The organism is Candidatus Poribacteria bacterium (assembly GCA_026706025.1).
Lineage (GTDB): Bacteria > Poribacteria > WGA-4E > WGA-4E > WGA-3G > WGA-3G.
The window spans coordinates 1-23,449 of record JAPOZO010000003.1; the positions used below are offsets into that span (position 1 = coordinate 1).

The 23,449-nt window shown below is 47.0% G+C and carries 17 protein-coding genes; 8 read left to right on the forward strand and 9 right to left on the reverse strand.

The window, feature by feature from the left end; translation table 11 throughout:
• Nucleotides 1–56: 56 nt before the first annotated feature.
• Entirely contained in the window at nt 57–572 is a 516-nt protein-coding gene (locus OXH00_00535; GenBank protein ID MCY3739483.1) for a hypothetical protein, read from the reverse strand.
• 25 nt (nt 573–597) lie between these two features.
• Nucleotides 598–945 (reverse strand): hypothetical protein, encoded by a 348-nt coding sequence (locus OXH00_00540; GenBank protein ID MCY3739484.1) that lies wholly within the window; start codon nt 943–945, stop codon nt 598–600.
• Between the two features lie 968 nt (nt 946–1,913).
• Here OXH00_00540 and OXH00_00545 point away from each other — a divergent pair.
• Nucleotides 1,914–2,195: a hypothetical protein gene (locus OXH00_00545; protein ID MCY3739485.1), complete on the forward strand. Its 282-nt coding sequence runs from the start codon at nt 1,914–1,916 to the stop codon at nt 2,193–2,195.
• 1,361 nt (nt 2,196–3,556) lie between these two features.
• Here the strand turns inward: OXH00_00545 and OXH00_00550 are convergent.
• A complete protein-coding gene (locus OXH00_00550; protein ID MCY3739486.1) occupies nt 3,557–4,135 on the reverse strand; it encodes a hypothetical protein in 579 nt (192 codons plus the stop codon).
• Between the two features lie 266 nt (nt 4,136–4,401).
• A complete protein-coding gene (locus tag OXH00_00555) occupies nt 4,402–5,757 on the reverse strand; it encodes a GNAT family N-acetyltransferase (GenBank protein MCY3739487.1) in 1,356 nt (451 codons plus the stop codon).
• 599 nt (nt 5,758–6,356) lie between these two features.
• Here OXH00_00555 and OXH00_00560 point away from each other — a divergent pair.
• Nucleotides 6,357–8,789 carry a DNA internalization-related competence protein ComEC/Rec2 gene (locus OXH00_00560; protein MCY3739488.1) on the forward strand — a complete coding sequence of 811 codons (2,433 nt, stop codon included), beginning with the start codon at nt 6,357–6,359 and terminating at the stop codon, nt 8,787–8,789.
• 308 nt (nt 8,790–9,097) lie between these two features.
• Here OXH00_00560 and OXH00_00565 read toward each other — a convergent pair whose 3' ends face one another.
• Nucleotides 9,098–10,183: a zinc-binding dehydrogenase gene (locus tag OXH00_00565; protein MCY3739489.1), complete on the reverse strand. Its 1,086-nt coding sequence runs from the start codon at nt 10,181–10,183 to the stop codon at nt 9,098–9,100.
• A 349-nt stretch (nt 10,184–10,532) separates the two neighbouring features.
• Here OXH00_00565 and argB point away from each other — a divergent pair, with 349 nt between their 5' ends.
• Nucleotides 10,533–11,408, forward strand: coding sequence for an acetylglutamate kinase (gene argB, locus OXH00_00570; GenBank protein ID MCY3739490.1), 876 nt, complete (start codon nt 10,533–10,535; stop codon nt 11,406–11,408).
• Nucleotides 11,409–11,607: 199 nt separating this feature from the next.
• Nucleotides 11,608–12,786: a hypothetical protein gene (locus tag OXH00_00575; GenBank protein ID MCY3739491.1), complete on the forward strand. Its 1,179-nt coding sequence runs from the start codon at nt 11,608–11,610 to the stop codon at nt 12,784–12,786.
• Nucleotides 12,787–12,814: 28 nt separating this feature from the next.
• Here OXH00_00575 and OXH00_00580 read toward each other — a convergent pair whose 3' ends face one another.
• The 4 genes from OXH00_00580 to OXH00_00595 all read right to left on the reverse strand — a co-directional run bounded on the left by OXH00_00580 (nt 12,815) and on the right by OXH00_00595 (nt 15,500).
• Nucleotides 12,815–13,222, reverse strand: a complete 408-nt coding sequence (locus OXH00_00580; protein ID MCY3739492.1) for a putative toxin-antitoxin system toxin component, PIN family — start codon at nt 13,220–13,222, stop codon at nt 12,815–12,817.
• Entirely contained in the window at nt 13,210–13,467 is a 258-nt protein-coding gene (locus OXH00_00585; GenBank protein ID MCY3739493.1) for a hypothetical protein, read from the reverse strand. Before OXH00_00585 ends, OXH00_00580 begins: the two co-directional genes overlap by 13 nt.
• A gap of 59 nt (nt 13,468–13,526) precedes the next feature.
• Entirely contained in the window at nt 13,527–14,531 is a 1,005-nt protein-coding gene (locus OXH00_00590) for a Gfo/Idh/MocA family oxidoreductase (protein MCY3739494.1), read from the reverse strand.
• A 147-nt stretch (nt 14,532–14,678) separates the two neighbouring features.
• A complete protein-coding gene (locus OXH00_00595; GenBank protein MCY3739495.1) occupies nt 14,679–15,500 on the reverse strand; it encodes a phytanoyl-CoA dioxygenase family protein in 822 nt (273 codons plus the stop codon).
• 648 nt (nt 15,501–16,148) lie between these two features.
• On the opposite strand from OXH00_00595, the gene OXH00_00600 reads away from it, so the two are divergent.
• The 4 genes from OXH00_00600 (at nt 16,149) to OXH00_00615 (ending at nt 23,289) form a co-directional block, all read left to right on the forward strand.
• Nucleotides 16,149–19,181, forward strand: a complete 3,033-nt coding sequence (locus OXH00_00600; GenBank protein MCY3739496.1) for a sigma-70 family RNA polymerase sigma factor — start codon at nt 16,149–16,151, stop codon at nt 19,179–19,181.
• A 160-nt stretch (nt 19,182–19,341) separates the two neighbouring features.
• The gene (locus OXH00_00605) at nt 19,342–20,622 is read left to right on the forward strand and encodes a hypothetical protein (GenBank protein MCY3739497.1); all 1,281 of its coding nucleotides are present in this window, start codon (nt 19,342–19,344) and stop codon (nt 20,620–20,622) included.
• A gap of 177 nt (nt 20,623–20,799) precedes the next feature.
• Nucleotides 20,800–22,263 (forward strand): ABC transporter permease, encoded by a 1,464-nt coding sequence (locus tag OXH00_00610; GenBank protein ID MCY3739498.1) that lies wholly within the window; start codon nt 20,800–20,802, stop codon nt 22,261–22,263.
• A gap of 255 nt (nt 22,264–22,518) precedes the next feature.
• Nucleotides 22,519–23,289, forward strand: a complete 771-nt coding sequence (locus tag OXH00_00615; protein MCY3739499.1) for a DUF1080 domain-containing protein — start codon at nt 22,519–22,521, stop codon at nt 23,287–23,289.
• Nucleotides 23,290–23,449: the final 160 nt, after the last annotated feature.

Sequence of the window (23,449 nt, forward strand, 5' to 3'; positions counted from 1 at the left end):
GAAAGGATACCCAGTATCCTGACTTTTGACAACTATTATTTATGAAACACCCTCAATTAATTCAATATCAATGATCGCACGTACTTCCTGTTCATAATCAAAAGGTTTTCTTTTGTAGAAGTAGGGGTAATATAGGAGATTCTCTGTATCTTCAAGCATCTTAGTTTGGTTTCGATTCTCAATGGATTCACATCGTAGTCTACTTTACCGATGAATATATTAGGTTCATCCGGTAAACTATTCTTCAAATTCTCCATAGTTGTTTTGATTGCGATACCGTTATTGCGTAGGTGATATTTGTCCCACATTGCCATTGATTCTTCATCACCGTGATGCCAACAGTTACACATGATGTATTGACGAAGTTCTGGAACACTACGGGCACGCGTGGCTGTGTAATACCGCATTATTAATTCGGGGATGTATCCTTCAAACTTATCATTGTATTTATCGGCACTTGAAAAAAATAAGCATCCTGTTGCTAAAATATCGGCGAATTTCTCAAAACTCATATATCGCCACACAGTATCTGTATTTTTAGGTTGTACGATGCCTTTCAGTTCTATAATCATAACCTGTTTCCCGATAACTTATCCTTCACTTTCCGTGAAAATCTCTGAAGGCATCACGAGTTTTCATGGCGATAGATTCAATAGTTCCTACATCAAATGTCAGCATATCCATATCTTCAAATTCAGTCTTAACATGTTTTGACATCATGGCATAGATGAACTTATGAGATCTGAACCAGTCATCTATATTATCCATATCAGGCATCTTATCTTTTATCACTCTCATTCTCACCATGTATTTATCGAGAGTCGCGGGAAGATCAGTCAACTGATAGCGTATAAATCTGATTTCTACTAATTTCCAATCTATATCAAAGCCCTTTGATTCTTCTTTCAAAGCTTTTTCAAATTTCTCCTCAAAATTAGTTTTCATGATTACCTCCTTTATATATATAGTGAGAAAAACTGTATCGCCAGCGCGTCCGCTCTTGCTTTTCTATATTCCGGTCACCTTGATATAAAAGATAACATGCACTCGGAAGAAAATCAAGTGAAAAAGGAAGCTGCTGTCCAAAGTATACCAAGCGTAGATAGCATGGAGGTGGGTCGATCCTAATGAGTTTTGACGTTCAAATCAGGTAAACTTTCCTAAATGAAATCACCTTTTTTGATTGTCAAATTTTATCAGGAAGCGGGAAACGTGTCGGCGTTGTGAGTTATCTACTTCGCAGGTGCATCTAAGACAGGTTCTAACGCGTTGATGGCAGCTTGTTCGTCCTGCTCAATTTCGATTTAGACTGCGCGTTTGGCATGCTCCAGAAGGTGTTTCGCGTGGTAGCGTAGGTTATGAGAAAAGTGGTAGATTACAACGCTTTTCTATGCCCCATTTTAATTTGCCATAAGGCAACTCAAAATGTTATAATTAGAAGGTAAACAAAGCCAATATTAGAATCAAGATTATCAATACCTATTAATCGAACCCGTATGGAATCGAAATATTCCCCTGTCGTGATGCCGTTCTCAAAGTCCCCAACACTTTTAATCGAACCCGTCTGGAATCGAAACTGGTGCTTCGACTTTTTGGCAGAAAGGCCCCGGAAGTTTTTCAGTTTATAATTGCCTATGAAATTTCAAAAAAAATAGAGAGGGCTGATTATGAAACGGACAACTTATTTTGCTATCTTTCTTGTTTGTTTGATAACCACATTCGCAGGGTGTGCGCAAAGACAGACTGAAAAAACTATTGTTATGACCCCTTTACAAGAGGCAAAAACCGCCTACTGGGCGTATCAAAAAAAAATGGTAGAACTGCATAGGTCTTTAGAAAAACAGGGGAAATTAAAAACAGAAGAAGACGCAGAAATACCTCCTTCCATCGTTAAAAAACAGGATGATCTCAAAATGAAATACCTTGGCATTTCTGAAGAACTGAGCAGTTTATTGCATCGCATCTATTTTCATGAGTATGCCGAAAAGTTTGGTAGAACTATCCGGCTTTCAGTAAGTGAGCCACCGCTACTCATTGCATATCTGCGTATCCGTTACACGTACCCTGACAAGTCAGAAGGGGCGTTAAGAGAACTCTATAGGGAATCTATAAAACGGGGTGAGGTACACGCAGTCATAGGTGGTGAAAATTGGGGATGGGTCCCTAAAAACGATAGACTTGACACCGAAAAATAGACGTGTACTCTCTACAGAATGGAGATAAGAAGACCATGACCGTATTTATGATAATCGTTAATGTTCTGTTTTTTATCTATTCTCGCTATCGTAATTATTTAGAGGAAAGCACCAAATGCTTCTACGCACAGTTGGTTATCTAATTTAGAATTGTATTTGGTCAAATACAGCAGACGGTTGATCACAGGACTTGTTGTCACTTGGGTAATGTTTAACATAGCGGTATTTCAAGTTGCCCAGGACTTACGCAATTTTGTTCATCGCAGCCTCTGTGAGAGGAGGCCCCTGTAAAAAACGCAGTCGGTTTCAGGGCACAACCTGACAGGTTATGCTACAAAAGAGTGCTCTGCGTAAGTCCTATTGCCTTAAAAACACACTCCACCGGTTTATACGCTGGCACTCTGCTGGCGATTCCTGTTTTTTCGTAATAGCTATAGCGAAACCCAATAGGTCAAAGCATGGGTGTGATAATACTTGTGTTGGGTTTCACTGGGTTCTTGCTGGCTGAAGGTTTCTGATCTTCTGTTGCTGTGTGGGCAACTCTCGGAAGGGATGTGGACATAACCGTTCAACCCAACCTACAAGAGCTAAAAGCCGATTCTCAAGCACAGATCGGAAACTATGATCCTATAAATCCCATAAATCACAGTTCTGACCTTTCTTCCCCTCAAAACCTTCATGTCACAGATGTCGCCCTGCTGGGACTTGTTTTTTTATGGGGCTGTGCGTCTACATACCATAGGTGTCAATTTAATAAAAATAACCGTCGCGACCCCCAGTCCGGTAGATTCGGTTTTGCGGTGTACATACCCAAATGCGATCTGCATTCCAACCGAACCGGACTTCTACAAACTTATCCACCTTGGGGAAGTCCCGTAGGTGTTTTTGCTGGGGGTCTTTGCTTGGGTATTTCTGCGGATTTCCGTTAGGTTGAACGGCGTTGAGAAGTGAACTGTTGGTAGGCCAAACACACCTGAAAGTTAATATCCCACTATATCTACTCAAGAACGGAGTGAAACCCAACTTTACACTGTCAGCACAGCGGAACCTTCAAAGCAAAAGTGTTGGGTTTCACTCAGTTTCTGGGGCCTGTGGTGTATCTGGAGCAAGTCGTGTTTTTCTCTGATTTGGAGGGTTTTGGTGGCATCCGTTCTACCCAACCTACGGGAAACTCAAGGTTTTCGCGTAGGAGCCGGTTCGGTTAGGAAACCGAACCTACCGGTCTGGGGGTCGGGACGGTTATTTTTTTTAAATTGACGCTTATGGGGCTGTGCGTCTACGCACCTGTCGCCCTGTTGGGATTGAGGATGGTTTGTAATCACAGTGAATCCCTAAATCACATAAATCTTGGTTCGGACGCATTAATGCGAGCGGAATAAGAAAAAGAGGAGGTAGGAGGCAACGAACAGGACGTTTACGATTACCAGACACCAGCGCGCAGGTCGGGTTTTTAGTCTTGGAAATAGATAGATGGAGGCGGCAAGGATGATAATACGTTCTATCGGTGCGACGATGCGACCGTAGTGATCCGAATCCCAATATGAGATCGGGCTTTCAAAGGCGAAATCGGAGAGTGGGTAGAAATGGTGGTGTCCGTCGTCGTGGTGTGTGAGGAAGTCGAAGGCACAATGGATCAGGAGACTCCATGCGAAAACGGTTATTCTTTCGGAGTTTAGGAGGTAGTACCCGATCCCTAATAGAATCAGGATCAGTGGGACAGAATTGAAAATATCGAAGAAATTTTGCCACGCCTCGGTGAAGTATCGGGTGCCCCAGAGTTCGTTTTCGGGTGTCCTAAGGATGATGCTTTCAATGATGAAGAAGATGAATAAGGGTAGGTCGGGTAGCACGGCGCCGATGAAGGCATAACGGTGCAGAAACGGTTTGTCTCGCTTGGAGAGGAGTGCTATATTCAGGATGGCGTGCGAGTGTGTTGTCATGGTAATTGGCTGTCAGCCGTCGGCTGTCGGCTTTCAGTAAGAAGAGGGATTATTATAGTAAAACCTAAAAATATTAGGGCACTTCTTGGCACAACGGGCAATAATGCACGTCGCAACCCCCTTTATCCCCCCTTATCAGGGGGGAATAAGATGGGAATCGCTTCGATTTGATGTGTTTCAATAATTATGGGCTTTACTATAAAACTGATTGCTGATTGCTGATTGCTGATCCGCTGATTGCTGACGGCTGATAGCCGATAGCCAATTCAAAGATGCCAGATTTCGCTTTTGAATTCGGGAAATAGGCAATCGAGTAGTACGGCTGCAGTGTCGTTTGTCCAGCAATCGACGAAATTTGATGCCAATTCTGCTGTGCGGCACCGTCCGCATAGGAGCTGCAGAAAGGTGAGATCTGGAAATTGGGCATCACCGGCTTCAATGTCTTCTGGTGTCCAGTCTGCTATCTCTTTTAGGGTACCGTGATGGAATTTGAGATGTATCCCGCTCCGATAGAAACTGATTTTGAGTTCGCCGGTGTATCCTTCCGCAACGGTGCCGATGAGGTGTTTTTCGAGGGCTGGCTGGATATGCCGTAGGAACGCTACTAAATCCGGTACCCGGATATACCATGCGTACGGCGGTTCTTTACGGACAGCACCTTTAGGGAAGACGTTATGGACGGGATGCTCACGTCCCAATATGAACTGGACGCCTGTCGTTTCTGGATTGTTGATTTCAGGTGCTGCTGGCGTTGCCTCCGCCTGTTTCCACAGTGCTCGTAATAGCGAACGGATCAGGTGCAGATACCCAACTCCCGGTTTTAGTTCCATCCGCATGACAAGTAAGTTGGTGCCGGGAGCTCCGGATTCGCAAAACCCCTTGATACACCACTGAAGATGTTGCACGTATCCGAGTTGCGTTCCCTCTATATCTTCGATGATGCGCCATTCATGCCGTGCATCACTCTCTGCGGAGCGTCCGTTGAACTCATATTCCCAGAGTGCGGGTGTCCGTGGACATACGAAAACGTGTGGTTCAACAGCCTTTGCATAGAGTTCTTGGATGAAAGCGTTATCCGCATCTGTTCGCGGTCGGAGCCGACACGTCTCGGTCTCCTCTTTTTTGAGTTTCGGGATGTGCATGCGGTCAATGACTTGTGCTGCCTCCATATCGAGTGCCATCTCATATCCGAAGAGTCGGTAATACCACGGTATACCAGTGATACCGAGCATCAGTTCTCCGCGCGCCTCGCTCAATGCATGAATCACCTCAAACTGTTTTCGGACGAGTCCTCTTCTGCGGTATGCAGCTTCGGTAGCGACAAATTCGGGCTGTCCGAACTTGAACGGGATGCCGCTATAGGTCCATGTCTGTGAAATCAGGCAGGTAGATGACACAATTTTCTGGGTCTTGGTATCTTCAACGACGGTAAAATCGCTTGCCTTACAGGTAGGGTGATTTCCTGACATCAGGTCCCGGATATTCGGTCCCACATTCTCGGCTTCGTGGAGGCGGATGTTGAATTCAGCGAGGGCGTTCGTGTCGTCCGATGTCGCGAATCGGAGTTTTAGGTTATCGCCTAAATCCATCGGAAGTTGCGATAAGATGTTGTTTTTTGACATTGATGTTCCTGTGTGGTTTCCGAGACTCTGACGGTGTGAAGTTGGGTTTCACTGTGTTCTTGGTTACGGACGACAACACGCTGGATTTGAGAGGTATTTGGAAAACACTCCTGCTTTCTGAGTTCTGTTCAACCCAACCTACGGTACTACAGGGGTATGAGCGGATCGCGAGCACAGCTCGCTCCTACAGCGGATTTCAATGTTTTTACGGTATATAAAGATTATAGCATAAAGGCAGAAAAATTTCAAAAAATCGTACGCCTGTCGCCCGCTGCGGTTAGCATTGAAACATCGTATGTGTTTTTGCTTGGGTGTTTCTGCGACCCTGACAGTGTAAAGTTGGGTTTCACTCCGTTCATGAGTGGATATAGCGGTATATTAGTTTTCAGGTGTGTTTGGTCTATCAACATCCCACTTTTCAACGCCGTTCAACCTAACGGAAATCCGCAGAAATACCCAAGCAAAGACCCCCAGCAAAAACACCTACGGGACTACCCAAGTCTAAAGGCTTGGGCTTCCAAACCGTAAATTTAGGTGGATATTTTCAGGAATCTTGGTATAATAGCCGGACGTTCTAACCAAAATCCTGTTGGGTTCAGATGAAGTTCAAGCTGCGTCCCGCGCTCTATTTTCTTATCCCGTATCTACTCGGCATCATCGTAGGCGGATGGGTATCTATCCCGTTGTTGTGGTTGTGGTTCACCGTGCTACTCTGTCTTATCGGTAGTATCGTGACGCGGCAGCGGCGGCGTTATCTCTGCTACGGGTTGCTCCATCTTGCTGTTTTTGCGGGCGGTATGCTCCGTCTGGAAACCGCTTCGCATTCACCGATTCCGCCGCATTTTTACGATCAACCGATCAGTTTCTCCGGCACCACCACATATCAACCCGAACGCGGGGAGGCGTGGGATGCGTGTTATGCCGCTGGCGAACTTCAATTGCTGTCGGATCCAACGCAGCAGGTGTCGGCGAAATTTCTCATCAGATTCCAAAAGTTAGTACCGCTTCGCTACGGCAGACATATAACCCTCACGGGTGTTCTACGGCAACCGCAAGGCAGACGGAATCCCGGCGGTTTCGACTATCGTGCTTACCTTGCCCGGCAAGATGTTGTCGGCATCATTGATGCGAAAGGGCTGCTACGGATAGATGAACAGGGCGGATTTTTGCCCGGACGCTGGATAGAGGCACTCCGTATCCGTACCGAACGTGTTATTGACAATATCTACACCGCATCCGGAACGGTAGCACCTTCGTTGCACGCGCAGTTACTCAAAGGCATCTTACTTGGCAAACGGAGCGACCTCCCGACAGAGACGTTAGACATCTTCCGAAATAGCGGTACGTTTCATGTGCTTGCAGTGTCTGGTTTGCACGTCGGGCTTGTTGCGATGTTCTGCTACTTCGGATTCGGATGCTTCCGGTTGCCACAAAAAATCCTTTGTCTGCTGACAATCCTTGCAGTGCTTATTTACGCCTCTCTGGTCGGTTTCCGTCCGTCTGTCTTCCGTGCGTCGTTAATGGCAATCCTCTTTCTTTTCGCAACCCTTATCGACAGGGATGCCGATCTCTTTAATCTGTTAGCATTTGCGGCGTTGGTGTTGCTCCTTTTGAACCCGCTTCAGATATGGGATGTCGGGTTTCAGCTGTCTTTTGTCGCTGTGGCTGCGATTGTCTATTTCGTTCCGAAAATGGAGCAACCCCTGCGTCGGTTGTGGGAAAATGAACAGGATAGCGTTCCTGTCCTGAGTAGATTTAGAAACGCTGCTGTGAAATGGCTCGTTCTCTCCTATCTTGTTACACTCGCGGCACAAATTGGGACGACACCGTTGATCGCCTACCACTTTTTCCGAACCTATCCACTCGGTTTCGTTGTGGGCCCGTTTGCCGTCGGGCTTGTCTCGCTTATCGTTGCTGTGGGTATGGTATCGGTATGTGTCGGTTTTATTTGGCTTCCGCTTGCGAAGTTGATTGCCCTCCTTAACCATGTGATTATCTCTGTTTTCTTGGCACTGATCGGGACGTTTGGTCAGACGTGGGGTGTTGTGAAGTTAGCACCGCCGACATTCGGTCTCTTCGTTCTATATATCGGTGTGTTCTTAGGTATCGCACACTGGCGATATGCCTATAAACAGTGGCGAGCTGCAAGTCTCATTGGGTTGTCTGTTTTGGCAATCTGGGTTTGGGATACAGCGTTCCACGAAAGGGGCAAGCTGCTGGAAATCGTCACGCTTGACGTTGGGCAGGGTGACGCGGCGTTTGTCCGGTTTCCTGACAATCGGACGCTGTTGATTGACGGCGGTATCCAGCGGTCATATTACGACGCAAAGAAGCAGCGGCGGGTTGACTATGATGTCGGTAAACGCGTTGTTGAACCCTATCTCGATTTTCGCGGGATTCGGAAACTTGACATGGTGGTGTTGACGCATCCGGACGTTGACCACGGCGGCGGTCTTGGGTATATCTTAGAAAATTTTGAAGTCGGACGCGTCCTCGGTATATCCGATATGTCGCTTAATTCCGAGACACATCAACGACTGCATACGATTGTGAACGCAAACCACATCCCTTATGCGTTTCCGTTTGCTGGGGCAATTGAACTCACACCGACAGCGAGGTTGAATCTATTGCATCCGATAGATGCGGCATCAACCAATTTGCTGGATCAGGATAAGAACGACGATTCTCTGGTAATCAAGCTTACATATCACGAGGTAGACGTCCTGTTCACTGGGGACATCGGTAAGAAAGCGGAGTCTCGGCTCATCGCGTCAGGGCAAGACCTGCGTTCTGAGATTCTGAAGGTGCCGCATCACGGGAGCAGCACATCCAGCAGTGCAGCGTTTATAGATGCGGTTCAGCCGCGTTATGCGATCTTCTCGCTCGGGCAGAGTAGTCTCTATCAATTTCCGCATGCGGATGTCGTTACCCGCTATCGAGAACGCGGCTGTGTCCAGATCCGAACCGACGAATTCGGTGCGATTATACTCCGTACCGATGGCAAACGGTGTTGGGTTGAGGGGGTAGAGTAGTTGTCGGCTGTCAGCCGTCAGCAATCAGCAGTCAGTCCCGTAGGTTGGGTTGAACGGTTTTAAGAAAACATATGTTGGTGTGCCAATACCCTCAAATCCAACTTGTCATCATATACGTCCAAAAACGTAGTGAAACCCAACTTCACACCCCCAGATGCCCGTAAACCGCTAATGCGTTGGGTTTCTCTCGGTTTTTTGTTTCGTGTCCCATCTATGAAGAGGGTTTAGGCTTGTGTTACTTTTCAGCGTTTTGGGGTATCCGTTCTACCCAACCTACAGAACAATACGGTTTTTTCTAAAATTGACACCTATGGTGCAATAGCGATGCGGATCTCGTCCTGACGTATTGCGTGTTCAAAGGCTTTGTTGATGTCCTCTAATTGGTATGTTTGTCCAATAAGTTCAGCAAACGGATAGCGGGACCGGTTTTCTTCTACGAAATGGAGTGCGGTGCCGAGTGCGGTGTAGTGGTAGTTGTGAACGCCTCGGAGTGTTACACATTTTGTGACAAGGTGATGTGCATCGACAGAGGTATGTGCGTTCGGATAGACGTAGCCGAGCGTTAAGACGCGTCCACCGATTGCCGCCCACGTAACCAGATGCGACAATCCAATCGTTGCGCCACTAACTTCTACCCCGAGATCAACCCCGCGCCCGTTTGTAAGTTGTTTTAGCACCGAATCAATTTCCTCGATGGATGTCTTGTCTGGGTTGAAGGTGTGTGTTGCTCCGAAGCGTTTGATGGTCTGTAAACGTTGTTCGTTGATGTCTACAACGGCAACGATATTATAGCCTTGCTCCCGCAAATAGCAGGCCGCATAGATGCCTAACATACCTGCACCGTGGATGATAGCCGATTCGTTAGGCTGTGTACCGATGGTCGTCAAGCCGTTGACTACGGTCGCAAAGGCGCAGTTGACCGGTGCCGCCTCTCCGTCTGTTACACTATCAGGGATATGATAGACAGCCGTCCCCGGCTGCAGTTGGATATGGCTGGCAAATCCGCCTGACAAAGCAGCAGCACCTTCACTCCGTGCGTGTCCGTATTTGAAAAGCGTCTCACACTTCTGTGGGAGTTCTCTGTTGACGCAATAGTCGCAGGTGCCACAAGAAGCCATGAGACTCCACGTAACCCGGTCTCCTTCGTTTAGTGGGGCACCGGTTAGGGAACGGAGATGTGTCGGTGCTGCAACGGTGCCGACAATTTCGTGTCCAAGCACACAGGGTGTATCTGCACCACGCCGACCTGATACGGTATGGAGATCGGAACCACAGATGGTCGAGAGCGTGACACGGACGAGGATATTATCTGACGTGATGGTTACAGGCATCTCACGAATCTCGAAAGGTGTGCCTGTGCCGTGAAATTGGGAAATTTGTGCTGATATTTGCATTGGGTAGTTGTCGGTTATCAGTACGATTTTTCTGCGAAAAATCTTTCAGTACTCAGTTAAGAGACAATGGGTGTTCCTTGAAATATCGGTTTTAGTCTTTTTAAGTATACAGGTTTTGATGTATTATGTCAACGAAATTTTATAGTCGTCACTTAAAGAAGTTTGCTGCTACTTGAACAGTAACCTCAACTGCCACAAGAGTCCTCTTAACTGAAAACTGCTCTCACTGCGAGGCACGATAACTGACAACTACTCTTCTGACAACCGTTTTAATTTGACAAAATTCCAAGCACTTCGTATCATATAGTAAACACTATTCTATTAGACGTAGAGGACAAAACATAGCAAAATGAACAGAACGGCTGAAGTGCTTATTGAAGCTTTACCTTACATCCGCCGCTTTTATGATCGGCAGATTGTCATCAAATATGGCGGTGCTGCGATGGAGGACGAGAGTCTTATCCATTCCGTTATGGAGGATGTCGTCTTGATGAAATATGTCGGTATTCGACCGATCATCGTTCACGGCGGTGGCCCCCGGATTACGACATGGATGGACAAAATCGGGAAAGTGCCAGAATTTGTGCAAGGATTACGTGTAACGGATGCTGAAACGGCTGAAATCGCCGAAATGGTGCTCGGATCGATTAACAAAGAGATTGTGTCGCGTATCAACCAACACGGCGGGAAAGCGATAGGACTCTCCGGGAAAGACGCTAATTTGGTGCTTGCCGAAAAACAGGAGACTCAGGTTACCGATGAAAACGGGCAGACTATAGACGTGGACTTGGGGTTCGTTGGGAAGATTATCGGGGTCAACACCGAGTCGGTTTCTGCACTTGATCGGTCAGGTTATATTCCTGTTATCACACCGATCGGTGTCGGTGTTGATGGGCAAACTTATAACATTAACGCCGATACAATGGCAGGCGAGATCGCCTCCGCGTTTCAAGCAGAGAAACTCATTATGCTCACCGACACGCGCGGCATTCTCCGAGACCTCTCGGATGAGGCATCGTTAATGCCAACGATCCGTATGAGAGAGGTGGACGAATTTATTAGAGAGGGTTGCATCGCGGGCGGTATGCTGCCGAAGGTAGAGGCGTGTATAACGGCACTCATCGGTGGCGTGTATAAAACACATATTATTGATGGTAGGATTCCGCATTCGCTGCTGCTTGAAGTTTTTACAGAGGGTGGCATAGGAACCGAAATCGTTAGATAGCGGATCGCGAGTGCAGCTCGCTCCTACAAAGGATGGATCGCGAGCGACAAGAAACACCCAAGCAAAAACACTCGCTCCTACAAAGGATGGATCGCGAGCGCAGCTCGCTCCTACAAGGGACACGAATGGATCGCGAGCGCAGCTCGCTCCTACAAAGGATGGATCGCGAGCACAGCTCGCTCCTACGGGAGGGAAGAAGATGGCTGATAGTAAGAAAATTGCTGCGATTATTACGACCTATTTTCAGCACTCGCATGCAGACGTAATCGCCACGAAATACATGAAAGGTTTTCCAACGGATACCGGACTGCAGACGCCGCGCGTTGAATTGGTATCTATCTATCTCGATCAGGTTGATGAACGAGATATTGGTGTCGGCTTGGCAGCTGCGCATAACGTTCCTATCTATCCGAGTATTCGACAGGCACTAACGCTCGGCGGCAACGAACTGGCGGTTGATGGCGTACTGCTTATCGGTGAACACGGCGATTATCCGTATAACGAATTAGAGCAACACATGTATCCGCGCCGGTATATGTTTGAACAGATTTGTGGCGTTTTTGCATCGAATGGGAAGTCGGTGCCTGTCTTTTGCGATAAACATCTCTCCTACAATTGGGACGATGCGATTTGGATGTATGAGAGAGCAAAATCACTTGATGTGCCGTTCATGGCGGGGTCTTCGCTACCACTCGGTTGGCGGAAACCGTTCTTAGAGCATCTGCTTGATACGGCATTGGAATCGGCTGTCGGCATCGGTTATGGTGGTGTGGAGTCCTACGGTTTTCATGCGCTTGAGACGTTACAATGTATGATTGAACGCCGAGAGGGTGGCGAGTCCGGGGTTGTAGCGATCCAGTGCTTGGAGGGTGAAGCGGTTTGGGAAGCGGGCGAAGCAGAAAAATGGTCTTTGGGATTAGCGGAAGCGGCGTGCGCGCAGATCGAAAATCGTCCAGATAGCACGTTTATAGAGGGGTGTCCAAATCCGACGGCGTTCCTGCTTGAGCATAGTGATGGATTCCGTTCCGCTGTGCTGATGTTGAACGGTTATGTCTCTGATTTCGCTTATGCCGCAAAAGCGGGTGATACGGATTATGCCACAGAGGTCTACTTACAGAATGGACCCCCACATTCCCATTTCAGTTATTTGAGTCTCAATATTGAGGAGATGTTCGTGACGGGGGTGCCGCAGTATCCGGTGGAACGGACGCTGCTTGTGACGGGTATCCTTGATGCGCTGATGCACTCGCGAGCAGACGGATATGTTCGTGTTGAGACCCCGCATTTAGGGGAACTCGCGTATCGCTCTTACGAGAGGATGCCTATCCGACCAGTGGCACCGCGTCCTGAAGGTGCGACGTTGGAAACACAAGTTTAAGAAGTACTTTCTGCAATCCGAACAGTGGTTATTGAAACTGTCGAAGAAAGTCAGTTGCTGTTACGATATGAATCCCTTGATAGTGCTGCAGTGGTAACAAGTGTCTCTTGTCCCCAGTAACAATGTGAGTAGCACCACCAACAACAGCACATTCTATTATTTTATCGTCGTCAGGATCTTTGGTGACCCCTTTAAGTTTATTTGTAATTTTAACGGTTCGGAGGCAACCAAGGAGTCTGGTAACGATTCTTGAGATTCGGAACTGCGGATATTCAAGTTTGGTGGTTAACTTTTCAGTAAATTCATCAATTATTTCGGCACAGATTACGCCTTCAATTCTATCTGTCATTGCGAGTTTGATGCAGTCATAAGGAGTTCCACCCCATACCATACCGGATATCAAAATATTTGTATCATAAACGACTATTGGTCGCATTCCCTGTCCTCGTGAACGAGATCATCAATAAAACCTATTCGTTCTTCTTCGGTCATAGCGTCCCAATCTAACCCGCGTGCTGCACATACCTTACGGACCTTTGCTTCGCCGTATTGTATCTGTTCAGTGTGTTCGGCGTGTGCCTGCTCAGCGAGTTTAGTGAGGACTGCGAGTTTCTCTTCCGGCGGAATCTGCTGGATAAAATCAATGATTTGTTCTGTTGTTAAATTAACAGTGAACTCCATTTTAATTCCTCCTTTTAATTGGATGTAGTAAGCGCGGCAATAAAGCCGCGCCTATTGTTTTAGCGTTCTGGACGCGCGGGGACTCCTGTATCTGCGGATTCATAGATGAGATCCATCAATTCAGATTGGATAATCCCGTTCATCGGATTTGTCCGGGGTTCTGCTCTGCCCATGAGTGTATCAATGAAGTTATCGTCAGGTGAGCCAGCGGACATGTCATCTGTAATTGGCGGTGGATCTAATGCTTCGCCACCTTTCCAGACGCGAATCCAACCGCCGCCCCAACCGTCAACTTCAATCCGACCGTTCTCAAAGACTAACGCCATGTGCGTGCCGCCCGGACTTGGACAATTACCACTGACCGCCATTGCAGCAAGGACACCGTTTTCAAATTTGACGTTAATCGAAGAGTTGATGTCTACATCACGGTCCTGATTATCGGTATAAGCATAGACTTCAGCGACTTTCGATTCGACTGCCCAGCAGAGGCTATTCAGGAGGTGCGCCCCGCTGTCATAAGCCTGTCCACCACCGGAGAGTTTCGGATTCTGCCGCCACGTTCCAGTTGTCCCGCCTTTCCAACCTTGTGTAATATACCCGATTACCAATTCCAACTTACCGAGTTCTCCGCTTCGGACGACCTCTCGGGTATAGTAGAAGTTTGGTGAGCACGGCGTATTGTAACCGATGGTAAGCGTGAGTCCGGTTTCTTCCACCTTCTCAGCGAGGGTATACGCATCTTGAGAAGACGTAACCATCGGTTTTTCCATTAACACGTGGCACCCGGCTTCAAGTGCCTGCATGCCCTGCTCAAAATGGAGTGTGTGCGGTGTAGAGATCACCACGGCGTCCGGTGTTGTCTCTTTGAGCATTTTACCGATGTCATCATAGGCACCCGGACGTGGGCTGAGATCGGACAGATTCCGATCAATGTAGCCCTTGGCGATGTCTGTACTTACATCACAGGTGCCGACGATTTGTACGTCGGGGTTTGCGTTCATACGTCTGGCGTGGCCGGAGGAGTTTCCGCCACACCCAATCATGGCAAGTCGAATCTTCGCCATATTTTTCTCCTTGTTTAGTAGTTGTCAGTAGTCAGGGCGGATTTTTTCAAAAATCCTTTCAGCAGTCAGTAGAAGAGGTTATCGTTTAACGAGGAACGCTTTACTGATTGCTGATTGCCGATTGCTGATTGCTGGCTGCTCCGAAACCTAATAAACGAGTGGGCTTTCATGCTGAAACTTCGATAAATCGGCGACACGAATCGCGTCATCGCCGAACACCCGCGTAAAGATATGCCCGTTATGTGACTTCGTGTCACCATGCATGTAGCAGACACTAAACGCGCGTCGCGGAATATCCGTATCGTTTGTCCCGGAACTGTGCAGCATCCAATTATGGAGTAAAACGACTTCTCCCGCTTTCAGCTCCATCGGTAGCGGTGTAGCCTTCGCGACGATGTCGTCGATGTGCTCCTGTGTGAGAAAACCGGATCCATTTTCAGGGTTGATGAGTCTGCTATGCGACTTCGGAATGATATGTACACAACCGTTCTCAATCATTGCTGGGTCCAAGGCGGTATAAATGGTAATCTGCGGATCGCGGTCGAGATCCTGCCACCTGTCTTGATGCCACGTGAGCTGCGTGCCTTCGTGTGCGGGTTTATTCATGAACATCGCCCGAAAACAGGTAACTGGGGTATCATCGCCGTAGATTTTTGCGCAAACTTCCTCAAAAACCGGTTTCTGGAGATACGCCAAAAAGATCGGATCGAGTTCAAGGTTCTGAATCTTCCGATATAGGAGTGTTGCCCCTTTGTGTCCTTTAGACTGCGGTCCGGGTACGTTTTTTCCGGGTTCTCGGTCAAGCTGCATCATGATCTGGTCGTAATCCAAGGGTGCTTTGCCGAGCATGATGTCATCCATCCGTTGTTGTATTTGTGCGAGCTCGGCATCCGTTGCGACTTGTCCGATGCGCACATAACCGTTTTCCTCAAAATGTTCCCACTGTTCGTCTGTTATATGGTGTTCCATGCTGTACCTCCGAGTTGAGCATGTCGTGGTTCCAACTTTTGTATAGCAAGTTTTGACTTGTAAGCTGTGCCAAAAGTCTGTATACAAATTATAGCATATATTTTACGATGTATAAAAGCAAATTGCGATTTTGGGTGAATTTTAGAATTACTTGGACATCTTTAGCAAACACAAATCCCCGTAGAAGAAACACCCCAGCAAAAACACCCCCCTTATCTGGAGGGAATTTGGTTATTGATTGTCTAATCTCAGGGATTTTTTTAAATAATGCAACCTTTTGAAATCTAAGTTACGTCACTACAATCAATGGATGTTAAATTTCAGGCGAGTTGTTCCGCATAAATTGAACGGTCTCTTCATTTTCAAAAGACACTTCGGAAGGAGAAAACCGTGCGCTTTTTCATGATTAATCTGATTCTTGTCTTTTTGTTCTTCTTTGGGATTGGTTACCTTGCTTTCGGCTAAACTCCTGACAAATTAAGGACGCAGACACTTGAGCAGCGAGAGGCAGAAGATAATACTGACGGATGTTTAGCCCAACCGGAGATCAATTTTTTAGTTTTTTCAGAAATAATGCAACCTTTTGAAACGTAAGTTACGTCACTTCAATCAACAGACGGAATAATTAATTCGGGAAGGAGGCGTGCAATGCAACAGAGCGATGCGCAACTCATTCAGCAGGTATTACAAGGGAACCAGGAAGCATTCAGTCCCTTAGTTAAAAAATATCAAAAAGGTGTTCATGCGTTGGCGTGGCGGAAAATCGGTGATTTTCACATCGCCCAAGAAATTACGCAAGACGCGTTTCTCAAGGCGTACCGGCAACTACGGACATTGAAAGACCATAACGCGTTTGGCGGCTGGCTTTACGTTATCGTAGCCCGCGAGTGCCTTGATTATCTCCGAAGGAATCGCATACCCATGGAATCCCTTGATACTGAGGATTCAAACGAGGTGGACAAAGTGTCATATTCTCAATATGTAGCAGAAAAACAGGAAGAGGATGCCGATGAGACGCGCCGCGAGGTCGTCAAGGAGCTGCTGAAAAAATTACCGGAAAGCGAGCGGACAGTAATGACGCTCCACTATCTCGGTGAAATGACAATCAAAGCCATTTCTGAGTTTCTCGGTGTCTCGCAGAATACCGTCAAAAGCCGTCTCAGCCGCGCACGCAACCGTTTACGGAAAGAGGAAGACGTAATTCATCAGAACCTCGGCAGCTTCCAACTTCCGGACAACTTGGCAGAGAACATTATGCAGGAGGTTTCACGTATAGCACCCGTTCCGCCTGCGGTGAGTAAACCGATGGCACCTTTAGCAATTTCTGCCGCCGCTGCTGTCTTGATTTTCCTAATGATCGGGGTTGGCACACCGTATCTCTCCCGTTTTCAGAAACCGTACAGTCTAAACGCCACCTCAGAACCGACGGTTGAGTTGATTGACGCGGTTTTTGTTGTGGATACCCCGGCGAAGCCTGCGATCCGATATCAGCCAGGGAGTTCACATACCCCGGGTAGGAGTCCCGGCGCAGGTCAGAAACAGGACGAATCGCTTTTTGCCACACTGCCAGTTGATACAGTGGAAGTTTCAACGCCGAAGTCTCAGTGGAACCAGACTAAGGGTCCCGAAGGCGGGGTCGTTAACAGCCTCTTCATGGCATCTAACGGCGACGTTTATGCCGGATCGGGTGCGGAGCTCTATAGGTTAACAGACGATAGAAGCACGTGGATACCTGCCAATACTGACGTGTCTATTAAGGGTTACTGGCAAATGGCAGAACATGAGGATACCCTCTACATCGTTTCTGACACGGAAACGCTTGCTTCGGTAGATAGAGGTGAGACCTGGCGCGTGCAGGGCGCGCGTCCAGAAGGGCAATTAATTGACACTGTCATAACAGATGAAGCCCTTTACTTGGGGCTTGTTGAAGGTGTGTTCCGCTCTGTAGATGCCGGTAAATCGTGGACATCTCTTGGTGATGGAAGCCTGGCGGATAAGAAAATTCAGGCAATCACGGCTATTGGCAACACTGTCTTTGTAGGTACAGATAAAGGCCTCTATCGCCACAGTTCGGAAGGCTGGGTGCAATTACAGGTAGGTGAAACCGGAAATATTCGCGCATTGGCGAGTGCTGAACACCGACTCTACGTTGCTGTCGGAAATGATGTTCAGCATAAGATGTTTTCGATGACCATATCAATTTCATCGACATCTAAGACCACTTTGTCGCTTTACCGATCAACAGACCTCGGAGATTCGTGGCAAGCAATAGATTTCCCAGAAACAGTTTCCGATTCCAAGGAAAACGGTTGGTTTAGTTTTTCCCATGAAGTTAACAAACCTCAAGTGGCAGCACAAACGGCAGACAATTCAGAAGTAGAAGAGACTTCCCGCCTTAAGATGGTAGCAGGGCAAGAGAGACTTTTAGTCTTAGATGGCGGGAATAGTCATTACTCCAGTGATGCCGGGGAGACATGGATATCTTTAGATACAGGCACCCTAAATATGGCAGATACTTTCGCCGTTGCCATGTCGGGTGCGAATACTTTCTACACAGGGGGACGATTCGGGATTCTGCGCACGACCGATGCAGGCGAAACATGGCATCCGTTTAACACAGGATTGGTGAGGACGAGTGTGGGCAATTTGGTACATGCCAATCATGCGCTCTACGCAACAATATGGAGAGAACTCGTTGTCTCATTTGATGGGGGTGAATCGTGGGCACCTGTGCTACGTCGTCCTGAAACGCTTATGAGTCTGATGAAATTTAACGATATGCTCTATGTCAAAGGTGTCCAAGAGACATCGCCGCAACTTTTCCGCGTATCTGCCGAGGATAACGGGTTAGCCCCTGTCCCCGAAATGCCGAGTTTAGTGGTGTCAGACGTTGAAACACTTATCCGTGAAAAATTTGAAAATATCCTTTCGGAACTCGTTCAAGATGAACCTGAGAAAAACGCTGAGGAACGTACGGGATTAACACTTGGAGATCTCGATCTCGATCTCTCTAAGCTCAGCACGGTTGGTAGTCAGACCTTAGAGAAAGGTGTGGTTGAACTCATTCAGGCATATTTCGGGAGTTTTGCTGTCAGCGGTAGCACTTACTATATGGAATATAACCAGCAACTCTTCAGGTGGAAGCCCGGTATGACGGAATGGTTTAATACCGGCTTAGCAGATGCAGGTGAGGCTATTGATTCTGTTGCTGACCTTGAGGATCAGGGTTCCATAGATTTCAAAATCGCTGTCTCAGGCAAAACCGTTTATGTTGGCAAACGGGACGGACACCTCCTTCAATCGTTTGATGAAGGCGACACTTGGAACGATGTCACGACAGCCCTCCCGTTTTCTGTTACGCAATTCAAGGCTATCGGCTTCGCCGGACCAACGCTTTACGTGGCAACCGATAAAGGTGTTATGTATTCAAGCGATGGGACTCGCTGGCACACGGCGATCGATGCAGAAGGCGCACCGCTTGTTATAGAAAAAATGGCAGTTGAGGACACAACCGTATACGGTGCAACTGCGCAACAGATATATCAATTGAAAGAGAATTCAAACACATGGGAACCCGTTACACCGGAAGTTCCGAGCGAGATTAACTCGTTTACTGTTGATGGTAATATACTTTATGTTGGGACGCCTGGGCATGGCGTGCTACGTTTTACGCTGCATTAGTTATCAGTTGTCAGTGCGGTTTTTTCTCCGAAAAAACCTTTCAGTTATCAGTAACAAGAGGTGTTGGAATCACCTAAAACTGTTTAGTGAATCTAAAACCTCTTAACCGATGACTGATAACTGATGACCGATAAAAAATATAAAAAAAGGAGATTTAAAAATGTTAAAGACGATTGGACGCTTAAAAACACATTACCTCAGGTTACACCTACAAGGCAAAACAGTAACGCTTTTGTTCGCCACTTTACTGATGGCGATGAGTTTACAACTGACCCTCCATGCAGGGACATCTCAGTTTCTCTTTGATATGGATGCGATTAAAGATCCGGGCAGTTTGGCGGTGAAACTCGAAGACACGCGCGCACCGGTGTCCCAATGGATCGCATCGCAATTGTCCGAAGATATACAGTGGCTGTTAGTCGGATACGATGGCGTAAGCGATCCGTCTCCGAAACTCCAAGAAGCACTGCTATCAGAGCTGAATCGGCTGCTTCAAGCGGGTCCTCTCTATGATGCGCAAGTGTTCGCTGATATTGAACTCAGCGAAGAGACGCAGGTGCTCATTGCCCAAAATCCGAAAGATGGAGAAGCGTTGGTTCGCCTAAATCGGTGGCTCTTAGCAGATACCTATCCTTATGAATTAGCCTCACTTTCAGGGCAGCAAGATGCTGAGGATGCCAAAGGTATTGCGGCATGCAGGGAAAATTTGAGGCAGATAAAACTGGCACGTGAAAAATATCGAGCTGCCAATGCAGATACAGATCCGCAATGGCTTTCCGAACTTGCCCCAGAATATCTGGATAGCAAAACACTTCTTTGTCCTGCAGATGCGACAGCGGGCGTGCCTGGAGTTTTAACCGAAGGCGCGTCGGATCCAACACTGCCGTGCAGTTATCTCTATGAGATGCGTCCGTCTAAGAAAGGTGATCAGGAAATTCTGTGGATGCAGGAAGGTGATATGACGCCCATCGTTCGGTGTGAACATCATCGCCTCAACTTAAGTGTTGCTGGGAAAATTTATCGAAACGGACCGGAAAGAAATATCTATAATAGCAACAAGACAGAGTTTTCTGCCTTATCTGATTTTTTACGTGACTTACGGTCGCAACACGGAGAGAATTTTCTCAAGACACAAACGGTCAGAGAGGAAATTAAGACAGCGACTGAGACATTGGTACTCAAACACGTGCCGAAGGTGCTCAGTCGCATGGAGGTTAGTATCCTTGAACAAGCTAAGCCGCAGATAGAAGCACAACTTGGAAAAGGTATTCTTGAGACACAAATGGGTATGGAGATCCTCCAACAAGTGACCGTGCAGGTGAGAGATCAAGTTAAGGGACAACTGCAGTCGCAACTTGAAGCGCACCTCGGCGCAGAATTCCTTAAGACAGAAGAGGGCCAGGACATCCTTCAGCAGCTATCGGTGTTGATGTCTCCTTGACGTGCCATTTTGCTTTTCCGAGTTCGGGAGGCGAGGATTGAATCCTCGCCTCCCGAATAAAACCGCAGGAAACCTCATAACTAAAATCTTATAGGTAGCAACTTCGAGTGTAATATACAACGACTATTCCAAAAACGTGAACGGTTCATAAAATAAAAAACCGGAGGAGAAATTATCATGTTAATGACGTTGATTCAAAAAGAGATTATGCATCATATTTTGAGCGTTCGGTTTGTCGCTCTCCTTCTAATGTGTCTTCTGCTGATTCCACTTACGCTTTCTATCGGTTATCGAAATTACCAACAAAACCTTGTGGATTACCAAGAAACCGTCAAATTGGCAAACATCGAGGAAGCAAAGATGAATCCAAAAATGGAACTGAAGCCGGAGTTGGAAGTTTCTAAACTTTTCCTCAAGCCGGCCCCCTTGAGCGTTTTCGCAAACGGATTAGGGGATGCGCTACCGAGTTATCTTGGAATGACGCGCAACGGAATTACACAGGGTGCTCCGGCTTTGGTTTCAGATTCCCTTTCTTATCTTTTGGGCCATCTCGATTTTCTTTTCCTCGTTGGCACTGTTTTCAGTTTGCTTGCACTCCTGTTTACTTTTGATGCCGTTGCTGGTGAAAGAGAGGCGGGAACCCTTCGGATTACGCTATCAAATTCCCTACCGAGGGACCTCTTCCTATGGAGTAAACTGATCGGTGGTTACTTAGTGTTCGTCGTTCCGTTCTTGGTATCGCTGCTTTTTGGTTTACTGATGCTTGTTTGGCAAGGCTTTCCGCTTGGCGAACCCGAAATTTTCCCACGGGTGCTGAGTTTAATCGTTGTCTCGTTACTCTACATCGGGGTATTTTTTGCGATAGGGACGGTAATTTCGACTTATTTAGATAATTCCAAGACGGCACTCATCCTCGCGTTTACCGTCTGGGTATTTGCCGTGTTAATTACACCGCGTGTTGGGTTCCTCGCTGCGAAATTCATCGCCCCGACACAAACATTGCAGAGTGTCTATCTCGAAAAGACTGCCCTCCGCGAGAATTTCAACGCAGAACTTGAAGAAAAGAAACAGAAAATGCATGACGAATTCTGGAAAAGCCGTTCTAACAACCAACCGCAACCTACAAGTGAAGCAGATATTGAAAAGACCCTTGAAGCACATTTCGCGTCGGGTTTTGGTCCAACAAAAGAACTCGACGAACAGGTGAAACCGCTTGTGGAGGAATTTCGACAGAAATTCAAGGAGGGTGCTGACGAGATAGATCGACGTTATAAGCGCGAAAAAGCACGGCAAGAAGCGGTAGGGGAAATCCTTTCACGGGTCACACCAACATCTTCGCTTATTTATCTCACCACAAACCTAACACAGACCGGAAAGACAAAACGAGACAACTACTTTCAAACTGGCGATCGTTATTATGATGCGCTTGATACGGATTGGTTTAGCAAAGTTGTAGATCATGTTTCTATGAGAATTGTGGCAGCATATGATACTGTCCAAATGACACAACCGCCCCCTTTAGAAATCACAACCTTGGGAGAGACGCTTGGTCAATCGATGGTGGACATCCTATTGCTCTGTTTTTTTGCAGTGATATTGACTACCGGGGCGTTTCTGAAATTCTTCCGTTCCGATATTTAAAGCGATCATTACATGCGACGTCAAACACAAACCGAGTGAAACCTAACACTTTTGGGGTTTCCGGGGTTCTATCGGTATGAAGTTGGGTTTCACTGTGTTCTTGAGTGTATAGGACGACATGTCAGATTTGATGTGTCTTTGAAACCCTGCAGTTGTCTTCTGAGTTCCGTTCAACCCAACCTACGGACGCTGATCTAAAACTACTATTCCGAAGTATGGAGTGGTTAATTAATAAAAAACAGAGGAGAAATTACCATGTTAATGACGAGGACACCAAAAGGTATGAAATTGATAGTTGTTGGACTGAGTGTTTTTCTCTTTACTTTCTCTGCATGGGCAGGTAAGTTTTTGGAGAAATTTGATGACCGAGATTTAGAGGCGTGGCGAGAATTAATTAGGCTTGATTCAGATATCGGGCGAACTTCTTGGGAAGTCGTTGAGGGTACGCTTGAAGGTGCCACGCGTTCCGCACTGATCCGTTTACTCACGATGGGGAACGAGAGATGGAGCAATTATGACTTTGAATTTGATGTCAAGCCTCTGGAAAAACACAATGAGGGTAACATTACGATTGCAGCACGGGTTAAGGGAAACCGAACGATCATCTGCATAATTGGTGACGGTCCCAGGTTCGCTAAACCGGGAGAAGGAATCCCAGCTGTGCCTGAACCCATGGCGACATGTATGGGTGGGAATTTTCACAGTGCTACAGGCATGCGGATTTTTGCACAGGCACCGAGTCCACTTTTGAAATTAAATAAGTGGTCGAATCTGAAGGTGAGCGTCCATGGCGATACCCTAACTTTCTGGATTAACGGAAAGGCGGTTTTGGGACCGGTAGTTATGGAGCCGAAGGAAGGCACACTGCCTCTTCTGAGAGGTAAAATCGGCGTAGGGCTCGCAAATTATACAGCGAGGTTTGACAACCTCGCCATTACCGGTGGTAGTGTCAGAGATAACGGGGGGTTCTCTGTATCACCAAATGCGAAAATCGCAACGACATGGGCAAGTCTAAAGCAGTTCTAATACCATTTCTAAAAATTTACATCGCATTAGCCACATCTTTCACCCAAACCCGGTAGGTGCCTAAGTCCTAAAAATTGATTAGTGATAGCCAAATCAATTCGGGAAAAGGTAGAGAAAAACCCAATTTTGACTTTTACAAAAGATCAAAGGATAAAAAAAT